Source organism: Sphingobacterium sp. WOUb80 (assembly GCF_050058145.1).
Taxonomy (GTDB): domain Bacteria; phylum Bacteroidota; class Bacteroidia; order Sphingobacteriales; family Sphingobacteriaceae; genus Sphingobacterium.
In genome coordinates, this window is record NZ_CP165617.1 from 3781605 (window position 1) to 3801725 (window position 20121).

17 protein-coding genes and 3 tRNA genes are annotated in these 20121 nt (G+C 39.7%); 11 read left to right on the forward strand and 9 right to left on the reverse strand.

The annotated features are described in order from the left end of the window. The first annotated feature begins 41 nt into the window (after positions 1-41). Complete coding sequence (locus tag AB1Z56_RS15825; protein ID WP_309364030.1) at positions 42-824, forward strand: Cof-type HAD-IIB family hydrolase; 783 nt, start codon at positions 42-44, stop codon at positions 822-824. On the opposite strand, the gene AB1Z56_RS15830 is transcribed toward AB1Z56_RS15825, so the two are convergent. Further along, a complete protein-coding gene (locus tag AB1Z56_RS15830; protein WP_426789624.1) occupies positions 821-1420 on the reverse strand; it encodes a hypothetical protein in 600 nt (199 codons plus the stop codon). The genes AB1Z56_RS15825 and AB1Z56_RS15830 overlap by 4 nt on opposite strands. A gap of 45 nt (positions 1421-1465) precedes the next feature. Between AB1Z56_RS15830 and AB1Z56_RS15835 the strand changes: the two genes are divergently transcribed. After that, positions 1466-2365, forward strand: coding sequence for a pirin family protein (locus AB1Z56_RS15835; protein ID WP_309364026.1), 900 nt, complete (start codon positions 1466-1468; stop codon positions 2363-2365). 163 nt (positions 2366-2528) lie between these two features. Here AB1Z56_RS15835 and AB1Z56_RS15840 read toward each other — a convergent pair whose 3' ends face one another. Further along, positions 2529-3128, reverse strand: coding sequence for a DUF502 domain-containing protein (locus AB1Z56_RS15840; RefSeq protein WP_309364024.1), 600 nt, complete (start codon positions 3126-3128; stop codon positions 2529-2531). Between the two features lie 44 nt (positions 3129-3172). Beyond that, positions 3173-5614: a bifunctional UDP-N-acetylmuramoyl-tripeptide:D-alanyl-D-alanine ligase/alanine racemase gene (locus AB1Z56_RS15845; protein WP_309364022.1), complete on the reverse strand. Its 2442-nt coding sequence runs from the start codon at positions 5612-5614 to the stop codon at positions 3173-3175. 77 nt (positions 5615-5691) lie between these two features. Here AB1Z56_RS15845 and AB1Z56_RS15850 point away from each other — a divergent pair, with 77 nt between their 5' ends. The 3 genes from AB1Z56_RS15850 to AB1Z56_RS15860 all read left to right on the forward strand — a co-directional run bounded on the left by AB1Z56_RS15850 (position 5692) and on the right by AB1Z56_RS15860 (position 6455). Further along, positions 5692-6180, forward strand: a complete 489-nt coding sequence (locus AB1Z56_RS15850) for a regulatory protein RecX (protein WP_309364020.1) — start codon at positions 5692-5694, stop codon at positions 6178-6180. 112 nt (positions 6181-6292) lie between these two features. Then, positions 6293-6365, forward strand: a tRNA-Gly gene (locus AB1Z56_RS15855). Positions 6366-6370: 5 nt separating this feature from the next. After that, positions 6371-6455: transfer RNA gene (locus tag AB1Z56_RS15860), tRNA-Leu, on the forward strand. A gap of 139 nt (positions 6456-6594) precedes the next feature. On the opposite strand, the gene chrA is transcribed toward AB1Z56_RS15860, so the two are convergent. The 3 genes from chrA to AB1Z56_RS15875 all read right to left on the reverse strand — a co-directional run bounded on the left by chrA (position 6595) and on the right by AB1Z56_RS15875 (position 10929). Beyond that, positions 6595-7923 (reverse strand): chromate efflux transporter, encoded by a 1329-nt coding sequence (gene chrA / locus AB1Z56_RS15865; protein ID WP_309366305.1) that lies wholly within the window; start codon positions 7921-7923, stop codon positions 6595-6597. Between the two features lie 201 nt (positions 7924-8124). Then, positions 8125-8646 (reverse strand): OmpA family protein, encoded by a 522-nt coding sequence (locus AB1Z56_RS15870; RefSeq protein WP_046671760.1) that lies wholly within the window; start codon positions 8644-8646, stop codon positions 8125-8127. Positions 8647-8742: 96 nt separating this feature from the next. Then, a complete protein-coding gene (locus AB1Z56_RS15875; protein ID WP_309366303.1) occupies positions 8743-10929 on the reverse strand; it encodes a glucoamylase family protein in 2187 nt (728 codons plus the stop codon). A 160-nt stretch (positions 10930-11089) separates the two neighbouring features. On the opposite strand from AB1Z56_RS15875, the gene AB1Z56_RS15880 reads away from it, so the two are divergent. After that, a complete protein-coding gene (locus tag AB1Z56_RS15880; protein ID WP_153844744.1) occupies positions 11090-12043 on the forward strand; it encodes an acetyl-CoA carboxylase carboxyltransferase subunit alpha in 954 nt (317 codons plus the stop codon). Positions 12044-12310: 267 nt separating this feature from the next. Beyond that, a tRNA-Lys gene (locus AB1Z56_RS15885) sits at positions 12311-12383 on the forward strand. Between the two features lie 502 nt (positions 12384-12885). Here the strand turns inward: AB1Z56_RS15885 and AB1Z56_RS15890 are convergent. Both AB1Z56_RS15890 and AB1Z56_RS15895 read right to left on the reverse strand, forming a co-directional pair. Continuing rightward, entirely contained in the window at positions 12886-14286 is a 1401-nt protein-coding gene (locus tag AB1Z56_RS15890) for an AcvB/VirJ family lysyl-phosphatidylglycerol hydrolase (protein ID WP_309366299.1), read from the reverse strand. Positions 14287-14685: 399 nt separating this feature from the next. After that, positions 14686-16584, reverse strand: coding sequence for an alpha-L-fucosidase (locus tag AB1Z56_RS15895; RefSeq protein ID WP_426789625.1), 1899 nt, complete (start codon positions 16582-16584; stop codon positions 14686-14688). A gap of 274 nt (positions 16585-16858) precedes the next feature. Here AB1Z56_RS15895 and AB1Z56_RS15900 point away from each other — a divergent pair, with 274 nt between their 5' ends. The 4 genes from AB1Z56_RS15900 to AB1Z56_RS15915 all read left to right on the forward strand — a co-directional run bounded on the left by AB1Z56_RS15900 (position 16859) and on the right by AB1Z56_RS15915 (position 19619). Further along, entirely contained in the window at positions 16859-17311 is a 453-nt protein-coding gene (locus AB1Z56_RS15900; protein WP_293903896.1) for an SRPBCC domain-containing protein, read from the forward strand. 96 nt (positions 17312-17407) lie between these two features. Then, positions 17408-17836, forward strand: coding sequence for a DUF1801 domain-containing protein (locus AB1Z56_RS15905; RefSeq protein ID WP_426789626.1), 429 nt, complete (start codon positions 17408-17410; stop codon positions 17834-17836). Between the two features lie 8 nt (positions 17837-17844). Beyond that, entirely contained in the window at positions 17845-18774 is a 930-nt protein-coding gene (locus tag AB1Z56_RS15910; protein WP_426789627.1) for a DUF1801 domain-containing protein, read from the forward strand. A gap of 23 nt (positions 18775-18797) precedes the next feature. Continuing rightward, positions 18798-19619, forward strand: coding sequence for a VOC family protein (locus tag AB1Z56_RS15915; RefSeq protein WP_426789628.1), 822 nt, complete (start codon positions 18798-18800; stop codon positions 19617-19619). Between the two features lie 79 nt (positions 19620-19698). Here the strand turns inward: AB1Z56_RS15915 and AB1Z56_RS15920 are convergent, their stop codons facing one another. Next, complete coding sequence (locus AB1Z56_RS15920) at positions 19699-20118, reverse strand: SufE family protein (RefSeq protein ID WP_070566085.1); 420 nt, start codon at positions 20116-20118, stop codon at positions 19699-19701. Positions 20119-20121: the final 3 nt, after the last annotated feature.

Below are 20121 nucleotides of genomic sequence, written 5' to 3' on the forward strand. Positions count from 1 at the left end.
ATCCTAAGTATTTAGTATATTTGATTTTGACCCAAAAATCCATGATTAAAGCTATCTTTTTTGACATCGATGGAACTTTGCTAAGTTTCAAAACACATCAAGTTCCCGAATCTACTCAACAGGCATTTCAATTATTAAAAGAAAAAAACATCAAGGTATTTGTTTCAACAGGAAGATCCTACAATCAACTAGGACATATTCGTTACCTCGATTTTGATGGATATATCACCTTCAATGGCGGATATTGCGTCACAAAGGAACAGGAAGTCATTTATAAAAATAACATTCCTCAAAAAGACATTCGCTCCTTATTGGATTATGCTAAAAAGCGTGAAGACCTGACTTTTTCCTTTATGTCTGAAAAGGAAATTTCCTTGAACCAGGTTACACCGGAGGTACTCCGAATGTACCAGCAGGTCAATGTCCCTACCCCACCAGTTCGGGATTACGAAAAGGATTTTGATCTGGACTCCGTTATGCAGATCAATGTTTTCATCAATCCTGAAGAAGAAGCTGAATTCATGGAAAATGTGATGCCAAATTCAGTTGCTTCGAGATGGACACCCATTTTTGCTGATGTCAACCCGATGGGGCAAAGCAAAAAAATCGGAATAGATGTTTTTTTAGACCATTTCAACTTCACCTTAGAAGAAACCATGTCATTTGGCGACGGTGGAAACGATATTACAATGCTAGCGCACACCCATATTGGAATTGCTATGGGGAATGCAAACCCCGAGGTAAAGGAAATTGCAGATTATATAACAGACAGCGTTGATGAAAATGGCATCTGGAATGCATTAAAACACTTCAATATCATCTAAAGGTGAATAGTTAAAGTTATTCGAGAGGTATTGCTGTTACTATTCAACAGTAAATTATGTTTTTCCGGAAAAAGATACTCCAATCGCTGTCGAAAATCACCTATCAGTGTGCTGCTAAACTGACTTTCCAGATAATGATTCACCCGATAGCTAACTTCGAGCATAATCAGCTTGGATGAGCCCGATAATCGGATCCGGACAGGATGAGAGGCCATCGTATTATAACCATTTTCAACAGCGTGCTGTACCACAGGAAAAAGAATGAGCGGCGGCAACATAATCTCCTCCTGAGACTGAAGCCTATTTTCCCATTTGATTGAAAAACCTGCTGGAAGAAAACGTTCAGCCAACTGCAAATATTGGCTCAATAAGCTAAGCTGCACCTGTATCGACTCAAATCGGTCAACATGAAGCTTAAGCAACTGTTTTTGAAAAGCAAAAAAGTCCGCTGGATCTATTTTATTACTTTGTATAAGGTGATCGATCAAAAAACTGTCCAGCTGACTGTTCCTAAAAGACAACCTATCCGCCAGTGCCAAAAGCTCTTCATTTCTTACACTCTTTTTACCCAAAAAACGATTGATTATACTTGACATTTCTTAAATTGCTGTAGATTAGAAACACAAAAATAAGGAAACATTATGTCAAATATTGCAATAGTTATTGAAGAAAGAGCCGCTGACATAGGCAATTTCTTAGTTGGGCGACTTCTTCCTTTCAGGCAGAAACGTATGGTCGGCCCTTTTATCTTTATCGACCACATGGGACCTGATAACATTGCCGAACCGCACTTTATGGATATTGCACCACATCCGCATATCGGGTTATCAACATTGACTTATCTATTCGAAGGCAGTATTATGCACCGTGACAGCTTAGGAAATGCCGTGGAGATCAAACCTGGGGCAGTCAATTGGATGACGGCAGGTAAGGGTGTCACACACTCCGAAAGAACCCCCGAACAACTGAGATCCACACCGCACGACCTACATGGACTACAGATTTGGGTGGCCCTACCAAAAGAACTCGAAAAAATGGAACCTAATTTTGTTCACATAGAAGAACCGCAACTTCCACATTGGACCGAAGATGGTGTATCCTATCGCTTAATTGCAGGAGAAATTAAAGATCATCGTTCCGAGGTACCCGTATATAGCCCATTATACCTTATTGAAATCAAAGCAGAAAAAGATGCAACTATTAAACTAGGTGATCATCTATATGGCGAAAGTGGATTATATATCCTTCATGGGACTGTTCATGCGGAAGGTCAGGAATTCGGTCCAAAGCAGATTTTAGTTGCCAAGGATGCGAAACTATGTGAATTCGAAATGAAGGCGGGTACTTCAGTGTACATTTTCGGTGGCGAACCTTTTCCTGAACAACGCTATATCGACTGGAACTTTGTCGCTTCGGATATTGAAACATTAAAAATAGCGCGCGAAAAATGGGAAAAACATGAATTTCCAAAAGTTCCTGGAGATGACGGCTATATTCCAATCCCACCAGTAAATCCGACCTTAGGTCAGAAAAAAAATTAGCCGCACTATTTTTTCATTTAAACGTGTCAATCGCAAACGTATCTGCCAAATGGGCGTACAATTAGAAGGACAAAACAGACGAAAACAAAAAGGCCGGGAATCGTTGGACAATTTCCGGCCTTTTTGTTGAGTATATCTTAAAGTCAACTGTTGCAAAAAAGTACTAATGGGCTATTCCGCTCACCCCACCGGATACAACCAATTTCATGGCATCCGTTGGAGACATATCTAATTTTTTCACCTTGTCTGCACTGATAATGACAACCTGTCCCGCAAAAGAATATGAATATGGAAAATACACCATAACATCTTCTTCAAGACCAATGCTTTTTAAATCATGTTGCGTTAAAAAACCTATCTTCTTCAGACCAAATTCATTCACCGTTACCAAGACAGGTTCATTAAATTTCTTTGCATCACCAACAAAAGCCTCCGTAAAATCTTTAATCGAAGAATATAAAGTATTTAAAAGTGGAATACGTTGGATCTGATGATTAATCCACACTTTAATTGGATCTGTAACAAAATTTGTAAAAATAAGCCCAGCCAAAACCAACACCAAAATAACGGTCAGAATACCTATTCCCGGAATATACAAAGGATGACCTCTATCATCCTCCAAAAAATGTTCAGTTAGATTCAATGCCGAATCAACTGATGCAACAATCCAAACTATTAAAAAAATAGCACCAGCTAGAGGAACCACCACCAGGATACCTCGTATCAAATAATTAATAAACCCTCTGATTAATTTGCTAAACATGAATTGAAAATCAAATATTATTCAAAAATGCAGAATATCCTTTATTATTCATAAAAATATACTCTTTTTACGCGTTGGGAAATACTGGTCAGCAGTTCATATGGGATCGTTCCTATAGCCTTCGCTGCTGCCTTTATATCAGGGTAAACGATAACTTCGTCTTCCTCTCCAACTTCCACATCCGTTACATCCAGCATACACATGTCCATACAGATATCGCCAATAGTAGGGACTAAAAAACCGTTTACCAACATTTTACCGACACCGTTACCAAAACGCCTATCGTAACCATCCGCATAACCAATTTTAATTGTCGCGATCTTACTATCTCTATATAGGACACCGTGCCTATTATAACCTACGGTCTCACTTGCCGGGAGGTATTTAATTTGCGTCACATTAGTTTTCAAGGTACTCGCCTCCCTAATGGGTAAATCATGACGCTCAATATCGATACCATAAAGACCTATCCCCAACCTTACCATATCAAAATACGCATTCGGCCACAGTTCAATACCGGATGTTGCTGCAATATGACGTAGAAAGGAATATCCTAGACCACTTTCTAGACGTTTCGTAAACTCATCCAGCAGATCAATTTGTTGCTGTGTAAATTCTCGATCCTTTTCATTGCCTGCAGACGCTAAATGGGAAAATGCAGATTTAACCTCTAAAATCGCCTCCGTACGCAACACAGCTATTAAACGATCGACCTCGTCAGGCATAAAACCCAACCGATGCATACCGGTATCAATCTTAATATGAATCGGAAAGGAAGTTATTTGTTTCGTTTTCAGAAAATTCAAAAAGGAAAACAATATTCTAAAGCTATAAATTTCAGGTTCAAGGTTATACTGAACGATGGACTCAAAAGAACTTTCATCCGGACTCATCACCACAATAGGCAATTTTATGCCCGCGCCCCGCAAGTCAACTCCTTCATCCGCAAAAGCAACAGTCAGATAATCTACCCGATTGAATTGCAAAAGATTTGCTATCTCGAAGCTTCCACTACCATAAGAAAAGGCTTTGACCATCGTCATCAACTTCACTTGTTTTGGCAACAACTGTCGGTATACGTTCAAATTATTTTCCAGTGCATTCAAATTGATTTCAAGCACTGTATCATGTGATTTTGCAACCAAAAGCTGACTGATACGTTCAAAATGAAACTCCCGTCCTCCTTTCAATAATACCGTCGCATTTTCAAAAGAAAGCGACTTTATATCGGCCAAAAAAGCGGCTGTATCGCTATATGAAATGGAAGGCACATCAAATTGTGCAGCCACTTTAGGCAATACTTCACCTATCAATATCAATTTATCCAAACGATACTCACTAAGCAAACGTCTCAGCTTGGATAAACTTTTTTCATCCTCGATATTAACACCGGGGATATCCGATAATATCAACATCTTGAACGGATGCTGTCCCTGCTGATTTAAAAACTCCAGAGCTATCTGTAGGGCATCCAGATCATTACTATACGAGTCATCGATAATGGAGCTATTCTTTTTTCCTTTTTTTAACTCAAGACGCATCGCTACAGGCTGCAACTCTTTAATTCTTGATGCGATCACTTCATTTTCATAACCAAAACGTAGCATCACCGCTACACAATTTATGGCATTCTCAACATTTCCTTTATCTACAAAGGGTACTTCAACTGCAAAGGTGCGTCCGGTATAATAGAAGGTTACCATAGTAAATCGGTCGTTAACCTGTTTGATGGAATACACTTCCAAAGAAAGTCCCTCATCAAGCCCCCAGGAAAATTTTCGTGGCCTATAAGGCAATTGAACATTTTCAAGGTAACTATTCGGAAAAATCATGGTTTCAACATGTTTAAACAGCTCGAGCTTTTCATAAATCTTTTCCTCCTTCGATTTAAAACCAGCTTTATGTGCCACACCAATGTTGGTCAATAGTCCTATGGTCGGTTTTATCATCTGCTCAAGGCGCAGCATTTCTCCTTTTTCTGAAATTCCCGCTTCGATTAGCGCAAGATTATACTGATCGGATAATCCCCATAACGAAAGTGCCACACCGAGCTGAGAGTTATAACTCTTGGGACTTCTATAGATCTTATATTCAGGAGACATCAGCTGAAAAAGCCATTCTTTTACAATCGTTTTACCATTGCTACCGGTAATTCCAATGACAGGATAATCGAATTTCTGCCGATGAAAAGTTGCCAGTTCCTGCATAGCGACCAAACTATCCGCTACCCAAAGAATATTAGCATCCAAAAACTCCATTTCCTGTGCACTATCGATCTGAAGCACAAAATTACGAACTCCTTTGTCGTAGGCTTCCCGGATATACCGATGACCATCTCTGTTCTTCTGAAGTGCAAAAAAAATCCCGTTGTCCGCTTGGACAATTTTACGGCTGTCGTAAAATAAATGCTGGACAAAAGAATTGGGATCCGTGATAAATGTGCGATTGGGATGTAAAATCTGGGCGATTTCCGATATTTTGTACATTCTCCTGATATTTTTTGATTGTGTCAAAACTGAACATTTTTTTAGTTATTTCATATTATTTTTGAAATTTTGACAATATGTTTGACGAAGAAAAAAGAAATAAGAAGATATTAACGCAGCATCAGGCACAGTTGAAAGCGGAAAGCTATTGCGTCTATCAAGAACGCGCACAGCAAGAAGTACGCGATAAGCTCTACAGCTGGGGACTACACGAAATAGAAGTCGAAAATATATTGGCCAATTTGATCGCCGATAATTTTTTAAATGAAGAACGCTTTGCTATTGCCTACTGTAACGGAAAGCTCCGCATGAAAGGCTGGGGCAAAGTAAAAATCAAGCAGGCACTAAAGGCAAAACGGGTATCCGAACAATTGATAAAAATTGCATTTAAGCAAATCGATCTCGATGAATATGAACAAATCTTAACTCATATCATTGACAAAAAACTCCGTGAAATTAGTGGCAAGGACCGCTATGCAATTAAAAACAAAGTTTATCAGTTTGCACTATCCCGCGGATTTGAGAGTGATTTAATTTTTTCTATACTGAATTCAAAGGAGTTATAAAAAACATCAAAAGAAAGTAAATAAATATTTTGCAATATTGAATTTTCGCTCTATATTTGCATCACCAAAAAGGAACGCAAGGTTCTTTTAAAAATTGAAATAAAATTCCAATGCGAAAATAGCTCAGCTGGTAGAGCACAACCTTGCCAAGGTTGGGGTCGCGAGTTCGAATCTCGTTTTTCGCTCACCTGCCTAGGTGGTGGAACTGGTAGACACGCAGGACTTAAAATCCTGTTCCCGTTAAGGGAGTGCGGGTTCGATTCCCGCCCTAGGTACAAGAAAGCTCATCTAACGATGGGCTTTTCTTGTTTATGCACGTGTGTAACCCCGAATAGCCCTATCAAATTCACTGAACTCCCTTCAATCTTTAATAAACTTGCTTACGAAGCTCATCAGTCGATGGACATTTTTATTTTATCGCCATAAAAATAAGAGAAAACCGTAGGCCAAACTTAACAGTATAAGTTTCAACATGCCTATTTTATAGTTGAATAAAAGAAAAAGTGAAAATAGCACCCAGACCAAAGCCATCGGTTCAATAGTATACCAAGAACTGCCCCCACTTGGAAATAGAATTCCTAACCCTAAATAACAGGCTAAATTAACAATTACACCAACTACCGATGCCGTTACCAAAGATAGGATAAATTGTATACATGCATTTTTTTGGGTCCGTTCGATCAGTGGTGCTCCAACAAAAATCAAGGCAAAGTTTGGCAAAAATGTAAAATATGCTGTGGCGATCAAACCTATTGCTGCCATGGAATAGGACTGATGAAAATGATTGAAGCCAGCCATGAAACCAACATAAGCCAAAACGACCACTAAAGGTCCCGGGGTGGTCTCTGCAAGCGCAAATCCATCTATCATCTGGCTCTTGGAAAGCCAAAACAATTTCTCTGTCACAAGGGCTGCAACATAAGGAATGACTGTATAAGAACCTCCAATCGTCAAATAAGCAGACTTTGTAAACAAAAAAGAAAGTGTCTTCCAAAATTCCATATCGACAGTAAAAAACAGTAAAACGGAAAGCGGAATCAACCATAGGAACAAAAACAGCAGAACCTGAAGAGAAATACGACGGTAAGATACCGTGGGTAGTTTTTCGAGCGTATTGATATAATAAGCCGATTCGAGCTGCTTATCTTCCTTTTCATGATGGGCATTTATTTTGGAAGTTTTTGACAAGATTGCATAGAGTAGTAGACCGAAAGCGATCACCCCCACAATAATCCAGGGCATGGGAATACCAGCAAAATAGGATAGAAGAAAAGCGGCCAATGCGACCAAATAATGCCATATGCTGACAAGAGATTTCTGCCCCACCCGAAAGGTTGCAAATATAATGATCGCTAGAACTGCAGGTTTTAAACCCGAAAATAAAGCTATAAGCAATGCTGTGTTGCCATAATGTGCATATAGCGCACTGAGTCCAAATATAATAAGAAGTGAAGGAACAATAAAAAATAATCCGGCCAACACACCTCCTTTTAAGCCGTGTAGCTTCCATCCTAAATAGATCGTCAATTGGTGCGCTTCAGGTCCCGGCAACAGCATACATGCATTGAGTGCCTGAAAAAACTTCCTATTGCTGACCCATCTTTTCTTTTCGACCAAAAAATCGTGCATAATGGTCACATGGCCGGTTGTTCCACCAAAACTTATCCAACCTAACACAAACCAAAACCACATGGCTTCCCTAAAATTTGGCTTCTGTCTATGATCTTCTTCTTCTAAATTCATCTTTTTCTACGCTATTTCCCCTAGGCTCGGATTTTATCGAAAACAATCCCACAGAACAGTCCTCATTCCGATGTCTCCTGTTTAAAATACCTTGTTTCGGGAGAAAAGACACAGCGGTTTAAAACCGCGATATAACTATATAAAAAAAGCGGGATATCTTAAATATCCCGCTTTTTTTATATTAAGAATTGGTCTGATAAACTATTTTTTATCCAAAATAGTAACTTCCACTCTTCTATTTTTTTGACGTCCTTCCGGAGTTTTATTATCGCCAACTGGATTTGACTGACCGAAACCTTTTGCCGTGATGCGTGATTCAGCAACACCTGAATCTACTAAGAACTTCTTAACAGACGCTGCTCTTTTATCGGAAAGCCACTGATTATACTCAACAGTACCCGTAGCATCAGTATACCCATCAACTTTGATCTTATTATTACTTTCTTTCAAGATCAACGCCAATTTACTAACTTCAGTTTTTGCCTTCTCAGATAGGTAAGAAGAGTTTGTTGGAAACAATAAATCAGACGATATACTAAACTTAATCCCCTCATCAGTTCTTTTCGCATCATTAAAATCCTTCTTCACATTTTTCAAACCATCATCAGTTCCATCTTTTGTTACAACAGCACCTGGATTGACTACAATAGCTTGTTGTTTACAGGAAAATAACGATAAACTTGCACATAAGGTTAAAATCCCCAAATTAATTTTTCTAAGCATGTCGTTCTAACGTATTTAATATCGATTTAAGCAAGTAAATATAGCGAAAAAAGTCCAATATGACATCCCTTCTACGCCATATCTAACGTAACAAATCTATTTCTTGGTATATACTTTCTCTAAAGTCTTTTTTACCTCAGGAATATTCTCATACAATTTCCAGATCATGCCAGAATTTGCATTCTCGATCATTACGGCAATCGTCGCCTGATTCCTCGCACGATAGCTTTCAGAAACATCGTTGTTTTTAATATCAATCCAGCTTCTGAAACCATATTGTGTAAACAACACATCGGCGTATTCTTCGTAAAACTTACGTAATGCTTTTAGACCAATCTCCTTTTCAAAGGGGTAAGCTGCAATAGATATCGCAGGATTCACCAAATAGCCCTGATAGGTATCTTCCACATTTTCCACTCCCCAAATATCTGTAAATCGTGTCCCTATGCTCATTTCATTATCTCTCCGTTTATAGGCCAGAATATAATTTGACAAATATTTCTTATAATCGACAAAGTCATCAACTTTTCCCTTAGGATCCATAATCAAAAAAGGACGATAAACAGACATCAATGATTCATTTAAGCTGCCGCCGGCAATATTCTTGGCAAAAATAACTTTGTCGTCGGAGTAGATCGAAACTCCAGCATTTCCAGCGTCGCCGATTAAAGGGTTTGCACTTATTGAACGTGCTAAAGAATCATTTAATTTCATTTTGAGTTCAGGAGCCAAATCATTGGCATCATCCCCAAAATACAATTCGTTGCCTTTATGTTTGGTTGCAAATCCATTGATATAAGCTGAAATAGCTAAAGGGTGGGTAGGTGAAGACATCGCCAGCAAATAAGTGCCCAGACTCTCGTTAAATCCCCCCAAAGGCTTCGATCTCGCTGTACTGTCTACAGGAGACCACTTATTCCAAAGTACATCCGGATTCTGTGTGTCCGTAAAATAGTTCCAGTTTATGCGTTCCCAGAGCTTCGTAATAGCATTCCTCAAGGCCTGTTCCTCAGAATCCTCTTTAGAAAAATATTGTCGGGCGATTAAAAGCGATTCTAGGATATGGGAGGTTCCGCGCAAATCGTACGTTGGAATCGAATCGCGATAATAAGGCACCCCTGACCGTCCATCGTAAAGCGCTGTAAAGACCCCTTGATGTTGTTGTGCACTACTCAAAAATTTTACAATCCGTGTTAACCTCACCAAAAGAGCTTGTCGCGAGATCAAGTTGTTCTCTCCTGCCACAAGCAAACCCAAGATCGCATAGCCAGTTTCATTTGTAGATACAATAGCTTGTCTATTGCCTCGGTCAGGCAAAAACATACCACTATTCACATCATAGTTGTCTATAAAATAATTCACATGAGCATTCCGGATAAAATTTAACATTTCCTTATCCGTCCCCTTTTTTGTCTGTACCTCCCTAACCTCAGAAAAAGGAGATTCAACATAATTATAATCTACCCAAGCGATTTTGTAATAATAAGTTTTGTTATATTCATTCACCCTATCCAGCGACTTCTGCACATAGATAGGTAGAATTGCTATTGGCTGAAAATTGAGTTTATCTTCCGAACGGTAGATTTTCACATAGCGAATACTTGGTGTTAGCGGTAATTGCCAAACCAGCTCGACTTGTTTATCTACGGAACTGATCTTAGATAAGATAGCTGCTGATGAAAGTCTTACCTTTGGATAGTTTTTGGGCAAAAACTCAATTTGATCGATAAATAATTGATTTGTCTGCAGTGCAGTTCCATTCTGTTCCAAAATTAACGCCGAAACAGACTTCCCTAATGCAATTCCTCCAAATTTATTGACTGGAATGGAAACATTAAGCCAAGTATCATAAGCAAAATCATCGATATAATTTGCGATATCCACAGCGTTCGTCTTTGTATCATGTTGTTGTAAGGTAACTTTTGGCAATTGCCCCTTTTCAGTATTGCTTTGAATAAAAAGCTTAAAAGTTAGCTGGTCATCCTTGGCAATTAAATAGGGAAATTTCTGTTTGTCGTTTAAAATGCTTGCCTCCCACTTACCATTAGGAGAAGAAACGTACCGCAAAGAAAGCGAATTGCCTGGCGTAAAAAACAAACTATCGGAAACCGGAAGGCTATAGCTCACATTTTGGATCCATGATTCACCAGTATAGTGAGCGATACTCTTCGCATAACTCCCGTTGATAACACTATTGTCAAATAAAACCTCAGGATAACTTTCTGATCGAACAAGTGTGGGTAAGATCAGTAACAAAAGAAAGTAAAAATATTTTTTCAGCATAAGTCAACATTTTTCACAGGCCTACAATCAAAAACTAAGCCACCAGTACGATTATAACGCAAATGTAACAAAGGAATTCCAATGATATTATCCTCCCTAATTTTAATTTCAGAAAAAATGCGCTAAATTAGCCCTCTGAATATTTTCATAAAATAGATATATGAAAACCACGTTTGATTTTGAAAAGCCAATTGCAGACTTGCAATTGCAAATTGAAAAGGTAACTCAAGTTGCCGAAAAAACTCAAGTTGACATGAGCGCAACCGTTCGTGAGCTTGAAGAAAAGCTTGCTTCTACTGAAAAAGAAATATACGGCAATTTAACAGGTTGGCAGAACGTTCAAATGTCACGCCATCCGGATCGCCCTCAGACTTATGATTATATAGAAGCTATCTGCGACGAATTTATCGAGTTGCATGGTGATAGAACCGTGAAAGATGATAAAGCGATTGTCGGTGGTATGGCTTCCATTGATGGTAATGCCGTTATGATCATCGGTCATCAAAAAGGTAAAAACACCAAAGAGCGTCAATTCCACAACTTTGGAATGGCTAACCCTGAAGGCTACCGAAAGGCATTACGTTTGATGAAAATGGCGGAAAAGTTCAATAAACCTGTGATCACGTTAATTGATACGATGGGTGCTTATCCAGGACTTGAAGCTGAAGAACGCGGACAGGGTGAAGCGATTGCACGTAACCTCATGGAGATGGCCGTATTGAAAGTTCCGATCATTTGCGTTGTTATTGGCGAAGGAGCTTCAGGTGGAGCTTTGGGTATCGGCGTTGGAAACAGGGTTTACATGATGGAACATACCTGGTATTCGGTCATATCACCTGAATCTTGTTCTTCTATCCTATGGAGAAGCTGGGATCATAAAGAAAAAGCCGCTGAGGCATTAAAATTGACTTCAGAAGACATGTTGGGCAATGGATTGATTGATGGTATTATCCCTGAACCGCTAGGTGGTGCTCACCAAGATCCAGCAGCAGCAGCAGCTAATCTAAAAAGCCAGCTGTTGAAAGATCTTGCAGAATTGACAGCTAAAGATAGCGACACATTAGTTACTGAAAGAATTGATAAGTTTAGTAAAATGGGTGTGGTAACTGAATAATTTTATCCATACGACCCTACAGTATAAAAAAGTCAGCAATTAGCTGACTTTTTTTATGACTACTCTACATTAAAAATACGCCTCCTCGTTCCAAAAAACAGCCTCTATACGAACCAATCCTATCCGCAAGTTTTCTAAAAGGCTTTTTTAATAAAAAATAATTCAGTAATTTTTAAACAGTTACAACTTTAATCAACAAAAAAGACAAAAAGATTTTGCACAAATAACTTATTTTTCTACCTTTGCATCACTTTCAAAAACAGAAAGGATTCCGTAGCTCAGCTGGTAGAGCAATACACTTTTAATGTATGGGTCCTGGGTTCGAATCCCAGCGGGATCACAAAAGAAAAGCTAATCTTACGATTGGCTTTTTTTGTTTTAACAGTATTTGAGCCCGAAAGAAGTATAGATAGGGTTCGATCGGATCATGTTAATCTCCATCCCAAAATGACCTATTACCCCACAACAACAGTCGTTTTCTTACGTAAACGTAATCCTATTTCTTTTTAATTTTTAGCTACAGCAAATTAGGATCAAATAGTGACCAAACTATGCCTTACGACAGTGCTTGTTCAGTGCTTGTTCAGTGATCGTTCAGTGCTTGCTCAGTGATCACTCAGTGATCACTCAGTGTCAACTGAATAACCAGTGACTGATCACTGTCTAAAAATTGATTGAAAATTGGTATTAGGGTAGATCAGTTTTAATGTTTATCTCGATTATTTAATAATCAGGCAATTGTGGCAATCACAAAAAAGGCAAGAATTTCCTTGAAATAATAATGATTACCCTTACCCTGAAGTAAAAGTCTCATATAAGATTCGCTATGTGATTAAATTTGGTTATTTGATCCCTATAGATCCGATTACCTTTGCCACAATGGCTTCGTAATCGTTATCAAAGTGGTGCCCTCCAGGTAAGATTTCTACAGGTGCTCCTGTATTTCTAAACTTCGCTTCAACCCCGCTATCTTCCCCGAGGCCAAAAATGCACAATTTGCGCAGACTTACTTTCTTCAACTCAGCTACTACATCATAAGGTTCGCTACTGTCACCAAAACTTAGCATATCAGCCACATGAATCTCAAAATCGGCCCGATCATCTGGCGATAGCAAAACCAGCCCAGTAGTCGCTTTTTTCAACTTTTCGGGCAACCGGTTGGCGATAAAGGGAATCACACAGGCTCCAAAAGAATAACCCATGATCGAAAACGTAATATTGGGTTCCCTTTCCTGAAAATAGGTCAAGATCTCGCTTACTTCCTTTGTCGTCTGCTCTGGAGTTTTTGCATTCCAAAAATATTTCTGTGCATCCAAACCAATCACTTTGATCCCCTTTGTCATAAAAGTACTAGCCAACTCCCTATCGAAACTGGTCCAGCCACCATCACCAGAGATCATAAACATCAATTCCTTGACAGACCCCTTGGGTTCCAGTATCTCAATGGGCATATCCGTTTTGAGTGCGCCTGCATTTTGGGTAGGCTGGTCCGCCACCTGCAACTTTTGAAAAGCCATCCGGAACTGAGGCAGCCAGCTATCGGCAATGGAGAAACCATGCCCTACTTTAGGCAAGGTGACCAATTGGACGTTTTCTATCCCTTTAAGAAAATCTGCCGTAGCGTTAAATGGACAGGTTTGATCTTTTACACCATTAAGTACCCAAAGCGGAGCTGCCAATTTTTCGCTACGATCCAGATAATAACTTTTCCCTGGTTTTAAGACATGGGAAGATAATCCACTGCCCTTACAGAGTGGTTTGGCAATATTGATATCAGGGCAGAAGCCTAAGGCAATCCCACCACGAAAAGTCCCTGCTGGAGCCTGGGCAATCAAGCCATAGACCAGCGTTGCCCCATAGGAGTAGCCTACCAATATGGGTTTCTGATAGCTTTCAAACTTATATTTCTTTTGAAGGGCCATGCTGAGTTGCTCAAAATCTGCGGCAGGATAATAACAATCTTTTTTTGAACGTGCCATTGAAGCAGCAAAATGCTTAGCATCGATACCCGCAACGAGCGCCCCCTGTGCAGCTAGAAATTTAGCCATATTGATTACCCCAAACTGCCAACCTCCATCTCCAGAAACAAATAACACCAAGGCATTGGGTTTACCTTTCGGGGCGTACATGCTTAGCTTGCCGAAACTTCCATAGGAGAAAGTCTGTTGGGCGATGGCACATTGCGAGAACAACATGATCAAGAAATACAAAATAAGAGATGATCTTTTAGCGGTTTGATCCATGGCAATCCTTCGATAGCGGTTAATATTTAATAGTGTAATTTAATAAAATACGAATGGATTATGAAAGATATTTCTACGGTATTTCACCTTAGAGCTATCTAAGTACCACATAGCACCAGGCTAGATCATGTAGGCGATCAGATTTGTCATTGTCGCGGGATGTGGTTCTGGCTGTAGTGTTCCGGACAGCTACTGAGTCGCGGGACGCTTACCGCAGTTTCAGGAAGGTTTGCACTAGATGCAAACCCCAGCGGGATCATAAAAGAAAAGCTAATCGCAAGATTAGCTGTTTTGTTTATAGATTATCAGGATTCGAAAGAATGGTCGGCCGGGTTTGATCCTTTAGAGGCTCAGGGATGAACTGGGTAAACATGGCGGCTGAGCCAATCTCTTTTCATCTTATTTAGGAATCAATATTACTTCCAAAAATTTCACCATTTCAGTTCCTTCAATACGATTAGCCCTCAATTCGATCTTCTGCTCTCCTTTGGACAAATTTACAATTCCCAATTCGAGCTGACTTCCATGTGAACCAACAGGAGAAGCGGGGTTGATCGCAAAATCGATGCGCTTCCCTCCTACGGTCAAACTTAAATCCCCTCCTGTATTCGCCATATCTTTTACATATCTGACAGAAACCTTAAACCTTCCACCAGTTAGCACATATGTATTCCATACCAGAGCCTGGTCTAAGCCAGTCCATCCAGCAACATAATAGCGATCTTTTTTACCATCGCCAAACTTCATTGGCTGACCTATCTGCTTAGCGTAAAATGTTAAAAGTCTGTTGTTGGAAATATTATGATCGAGATAGATTAAATCATTATTGTTCGGATTCGCTGCATCACTCCCCAGTTCCACGACCAAAACCTCATCTCCCTCAGGGGGGTCAATTCGATTTACTGAAATATGCAATCCGTCTCCTTTGGAAGTATACTTTCCTAGTTTTTTACCGGACAATAAGGAAACTGATTTTACATCGGCTGTTAACCCTCCAACGACCAAATCACCCTGCTGAGGACGTTCAAAGACATGGAGATATAAAATGTATCCTCTTTGTGTAATGACTCCCCAAGGCTGGCGAGGCAATTTGGATGGTGTAACAGCAATAACACTTTCACTATTCTCCTTCATCCACTGACCTAGTCCCTTTAAGATGGTAACATCGGGACCATCGATACTTCCATCCCCCTTAGGCCCAATATTCATAAGAATGTTCCCGCCCATTGCTGTAGCCTTTGCTAACAGCTTAATAAAATGTGCTGTAGATTTATGACTTTTATCCGTCGAAGAGTACCCATAAGATTCATTCGTAGTGGGTATAGCTTCCCAATAAGCCCCGTTAGAAACCGGATAATATTCCTCTGGCCGATCTGCAGTATTCAGATAGTCGCCATAATTCTTGCCTTCCGTACGAGCCAACCTACCGTTGACAACAATGGAAGGATCCGTCATTCGAATAGCTTTGAGTATCCTCAAATTTTCCGACAGCGGCAACTTATGCGGTGTGTCAAACCACAATAAATCGGGGTGATATCTTTGGATAAGCTCCTCAATCTGCGGTATTGCTTTTTCATCCACATAACGTTTAGCTTTCGTTAACCAATCAGGATGCTTGTCGAACCAATTTGCACCGCCCAACAATCTATCTCCCCCAGGGTTATCATAATCCCAGTCATTCCCCGGAGCATCGGGATGTTCCCAGTCGAAAGCATGCGAATAATAAAACCCAAATAAAAGTCCATGCTTACGACAAGCTGCAGCCAGCTCAGCTAAGGGATCTCTTTGAAATAGCGTATTCACTAATGAATATTCACTTGAAAATGCGGTGGGATACATCGCAAAGCCATCATGATGTTTGGCTGTAATAATAAAATATTTCATGCCTGCATTCTTTGCCAACAACACCCATTCCTCCGCATCAAACTTTAGCGGATTAAATCGACGTGCAGAATCAAGATATTCCTGGCGTGGGATTTTCATCACGCGCATCAAATGCTCAGCATAACCACCGCCTTGTTTTCCTTTCCATATATTACCATACTGCGAATAAACACCCCAGTGAACAAACATACCAAATGTTGCTTCTTTCCATCTCTTGACACGTTGCTCCCTCGTGCTAGCCGCTTGTTTCCACCAGCCATTTTCAGCTTCCGTTAGTGCATTTTTATCACGTACAGTAGCATCATTAAACATATTCGCAGCTTCGTTACCCTCATTTACATTTTTAGTCTGCGCTATGGAAACAATTGTTACCGAAGAAAGCAGAAAAAAAAAGAAGTACTTTATTTTAAACATAATGTCGGTTTTATGGATCGCAATAAGAGTTATTCCGATTGAATTCTATCAAAAGTAACATAAAGTACGATTCGACAAGTGTACAAATTGTTCATTTTGGAGGAAATATTGATCCCAATTGCTACAAGGAAAACCTATTCTCCAATCGACTGTTTACTTAAGATGGCAAAGACACTTAAAGAGAGATCTTTAAAACTGTGCAAATATTTTATAGCAACTGATACAAGCTATTACTATTTATTGAATATTTGTCTGAAACTTTAATTCAATCATTATGGAAAAGTTAACCGCAAAAGCAAGTATACAGATTCAGAAACCTATCAACGAAGTTTTTGAGGCAATCGTAGATCCCACTAAGATGAACCACTATTTTATAAAATCGTCAACCGGACGGTTAGAGACTGATAAAACGGTCGAGTGGACATTTCCTGAGTTCCCGGATAGTTTTCCTGTCACCGGAAAAACGATCAACCTAGACGCCTATATTTCCTTTGATTGGAGCGGTGGACTCCCGAATCAATTGGTGGAAATTGTATTATCTACATTTGGAGAAAACTCTACTATTGTAAAGATTACCGAACATGAGATGAACAATGATGCAGAAGGCATTTTAATTATGATGCGGCAAACCGAGGGTTGGGCCAACTTTCTCGCATGTCTGAAAGCATATCTTGAATATGATATTAATCTGAGAACGGGAGCCTTTGATTTTATGTTCCAAAAATAGTCGCTGCAAAACATAATCAACGACAATATTGCATTTCAAGATCCTCGCATAGATCTATTAAAATTATAGGAAGACTTTTCGTAGCGTTCAATTATAATGGCACAAAATAAAACGGCATATACCGAAGCATCTGTCCAAGACTTTATAAAAACAGTTGACGACCCACAAAAACAAATGGATAGCACAGCACTTATAAAACTGATGGCAACCGCAACCGGTGAACCAGCAAAGATGTTCGGATCATCCATTATCGGATTCGGACAATATCATTATAAGTATGCAAGCGGGCATGAAGGCAATGCCCCCCTGCTTGGATTCAGTCCACGAAAATCGGCGATTTCCCTTTACGTGTACAGTGGTGGAGATGAACAGCGGCATCTAGTGGACCAGTTGGGCAAGTTCAAAATAGGCAAAGCCTGCATATACATCAAAAGATTAAGCGACATCAATATAGAGATACTCCATCAACTTATGTCCGAAACGATACAGTTTATCGAAAATACCTATACGAGAATCAAAGAATAACACAAATTATGGCAACGAGCTTCGCAACAATAGACGAATATATCAATCAATTTGACGGGGAGAAAAAAGAATATCTGATCAAGGTGAGACAGCTTATCGCTGGCCTAGTCCCTCCTTCTGCAGATGAAACGATCTCCTATCAAATGCCTACCTTCAGATACAAGGGTAATATCATCCATTTTGCAATGAACAAAAACCATTTGGGCCTATATCCAGGACCTGCTGCTATCGAGCACTTCATTACGGACCTCAAAAATTTTAAAACCACAAAAGGTGCGATACAAATTCCCTTGGATCAACCGATTCCAACACAAATAATTACCGATATTGTCAATTTTAATATTGATAAACTTAAAGATAAACAAGGCCCCAATTGGTACCAAAGCCGAGGGAACTGGCAGGAGGCTGAAGAACTCATGCAGCAGATAATCCAGCAAACGTCCTTAAAAAAGGAATTCAAATGGGGGAGCTATATCTATACGCATAAAGGAAAAAATGTTATTGGTTGGGGTGGTTTTAAAAATTTCTTCTCCCTCTGGTTTTATAATGGTGTATTCTTAACCGATCGGGATAAACACCTCATCAGTGCCTCCGAAGGAAAAACGAAAGCATTACGGCAATGGCGCTTTGAAGACGTTAAGGATATGGATACTGAAAAAATAGCCAAATATATCCAAGAATCCATCCAAACCATTGACGCTGGAAAAGAGCTCAAACCAACAAAATCTCCAACGAAGGCCCCTACTGGTCTATTATTGGAAGCTCTGCAGACGGATCCCACCTTTGCAGAAAGTTTCCAGGCTTTAACACCAGGAAAACAGAAAGAATACATCGAGTACATCGATGAGGCCAAGCAAGAAAAAACGAAACAATCCCGTATTGAAAAAATTAAGCCGTTGGTCCTCGCTAAAAAGGGCTTGAACGACAAATACAAATAGGTGAACGCTAAAACAAAAAAACGATGAATAATTCAATTATCCCATCCATTTGGTTCGATCAAAACGCGCAGGAAGCCTTTGATCTATACGCTGGTACCTTCCCTGGAAGCCATATTAGCAACAGCTCTCCCATCGTTGTTGAAGCTGCCCTAAGCGGTGTGAAATTTATTGGAATAAATGGAGGTCCTATATTCAAACCCAACCCATCCATATCATTTATGGTCATTTGCGAAAGCAAAGAGGAAATTGATCGTATCTGGAATTCACTTGCCGTGGATGGCAACACCTTAATGCCTTTAAACTCCTACCCTTGGAGCCCTTACTACGGCTGGCTGGCCGATAAGTTTGGCGTCAATTGGCAATTATACCTCGGTAAACTGAGCGATACCAACCAACAGGCAATTGTACCGACGCTAATGTATTGCGGAGAGCAACAAGGAAATTGCGAACAAGCGTTAGCATTTTATGCAGAATTATTTCATGATTTTCGAAGCAATGGGATCATGAAATACACAGAAGGTGAATATATCGGCTCAATCCAACATACCCAATTTTTAGTCCGGGATTTTACACTCATGGCAATGGATAGCGGTGTTCTCCAAACTTTCACCTTTAACGAAGGTATTTCACTCACTATTCTCTGTAAAGATCAGCAGGAAATTGATTATTTCTGGAATAATATCACGAAGAAAGGCAAAGAGAGCATGTGTGGCTGGTGCAAAGACGAATTCGGCCTAAGCTGGCAGATCGTACCCGAACAAATTGCAACATTACTACAGCGACCGGGGGCAAATGAAGCGCTCATGAAAATGAAAAAGATCATTATCCAGGAGCTCATTGGATAATTTCAAAAGGATTCTCAAACTTGAGGAGAACAGCTATTTTAAAATAGTATTAAGAAAAAAGGGGATTATTCATCCCCTTTTATGCTTTCACTTGCAATGCCAATGCGTATAATTTCATTTGCTTAATCATGGATAGCAAACCATTTGCCCGAGTTGGTGACAAATGTTCTTTCAGCCCTATTTTATCTACAAAATATAAATCGGCATCAACGATCTCCTTGGCGGTATGTCCAGATAGTACTTTGACCATTAAACTCACCAAGCCTTTTGTGATAATCGCATCGCTATCTGCGGTAAAATACACTTTTCCATCCTTTATTTCCGGGAAAAGCCATACTTTGGACTGACATCCTTTGATGATATATTCATCTGTTTTGTATTGTTCATCAATTAGAGGCACTTCTTTTCCCAGTTGGATGATGTACTCATATTTTTCCATCCAATCTGTAAAGAAAGCAAAATCCTCAATTAATTCATCCTGTATTTCATTAATGGTCATACC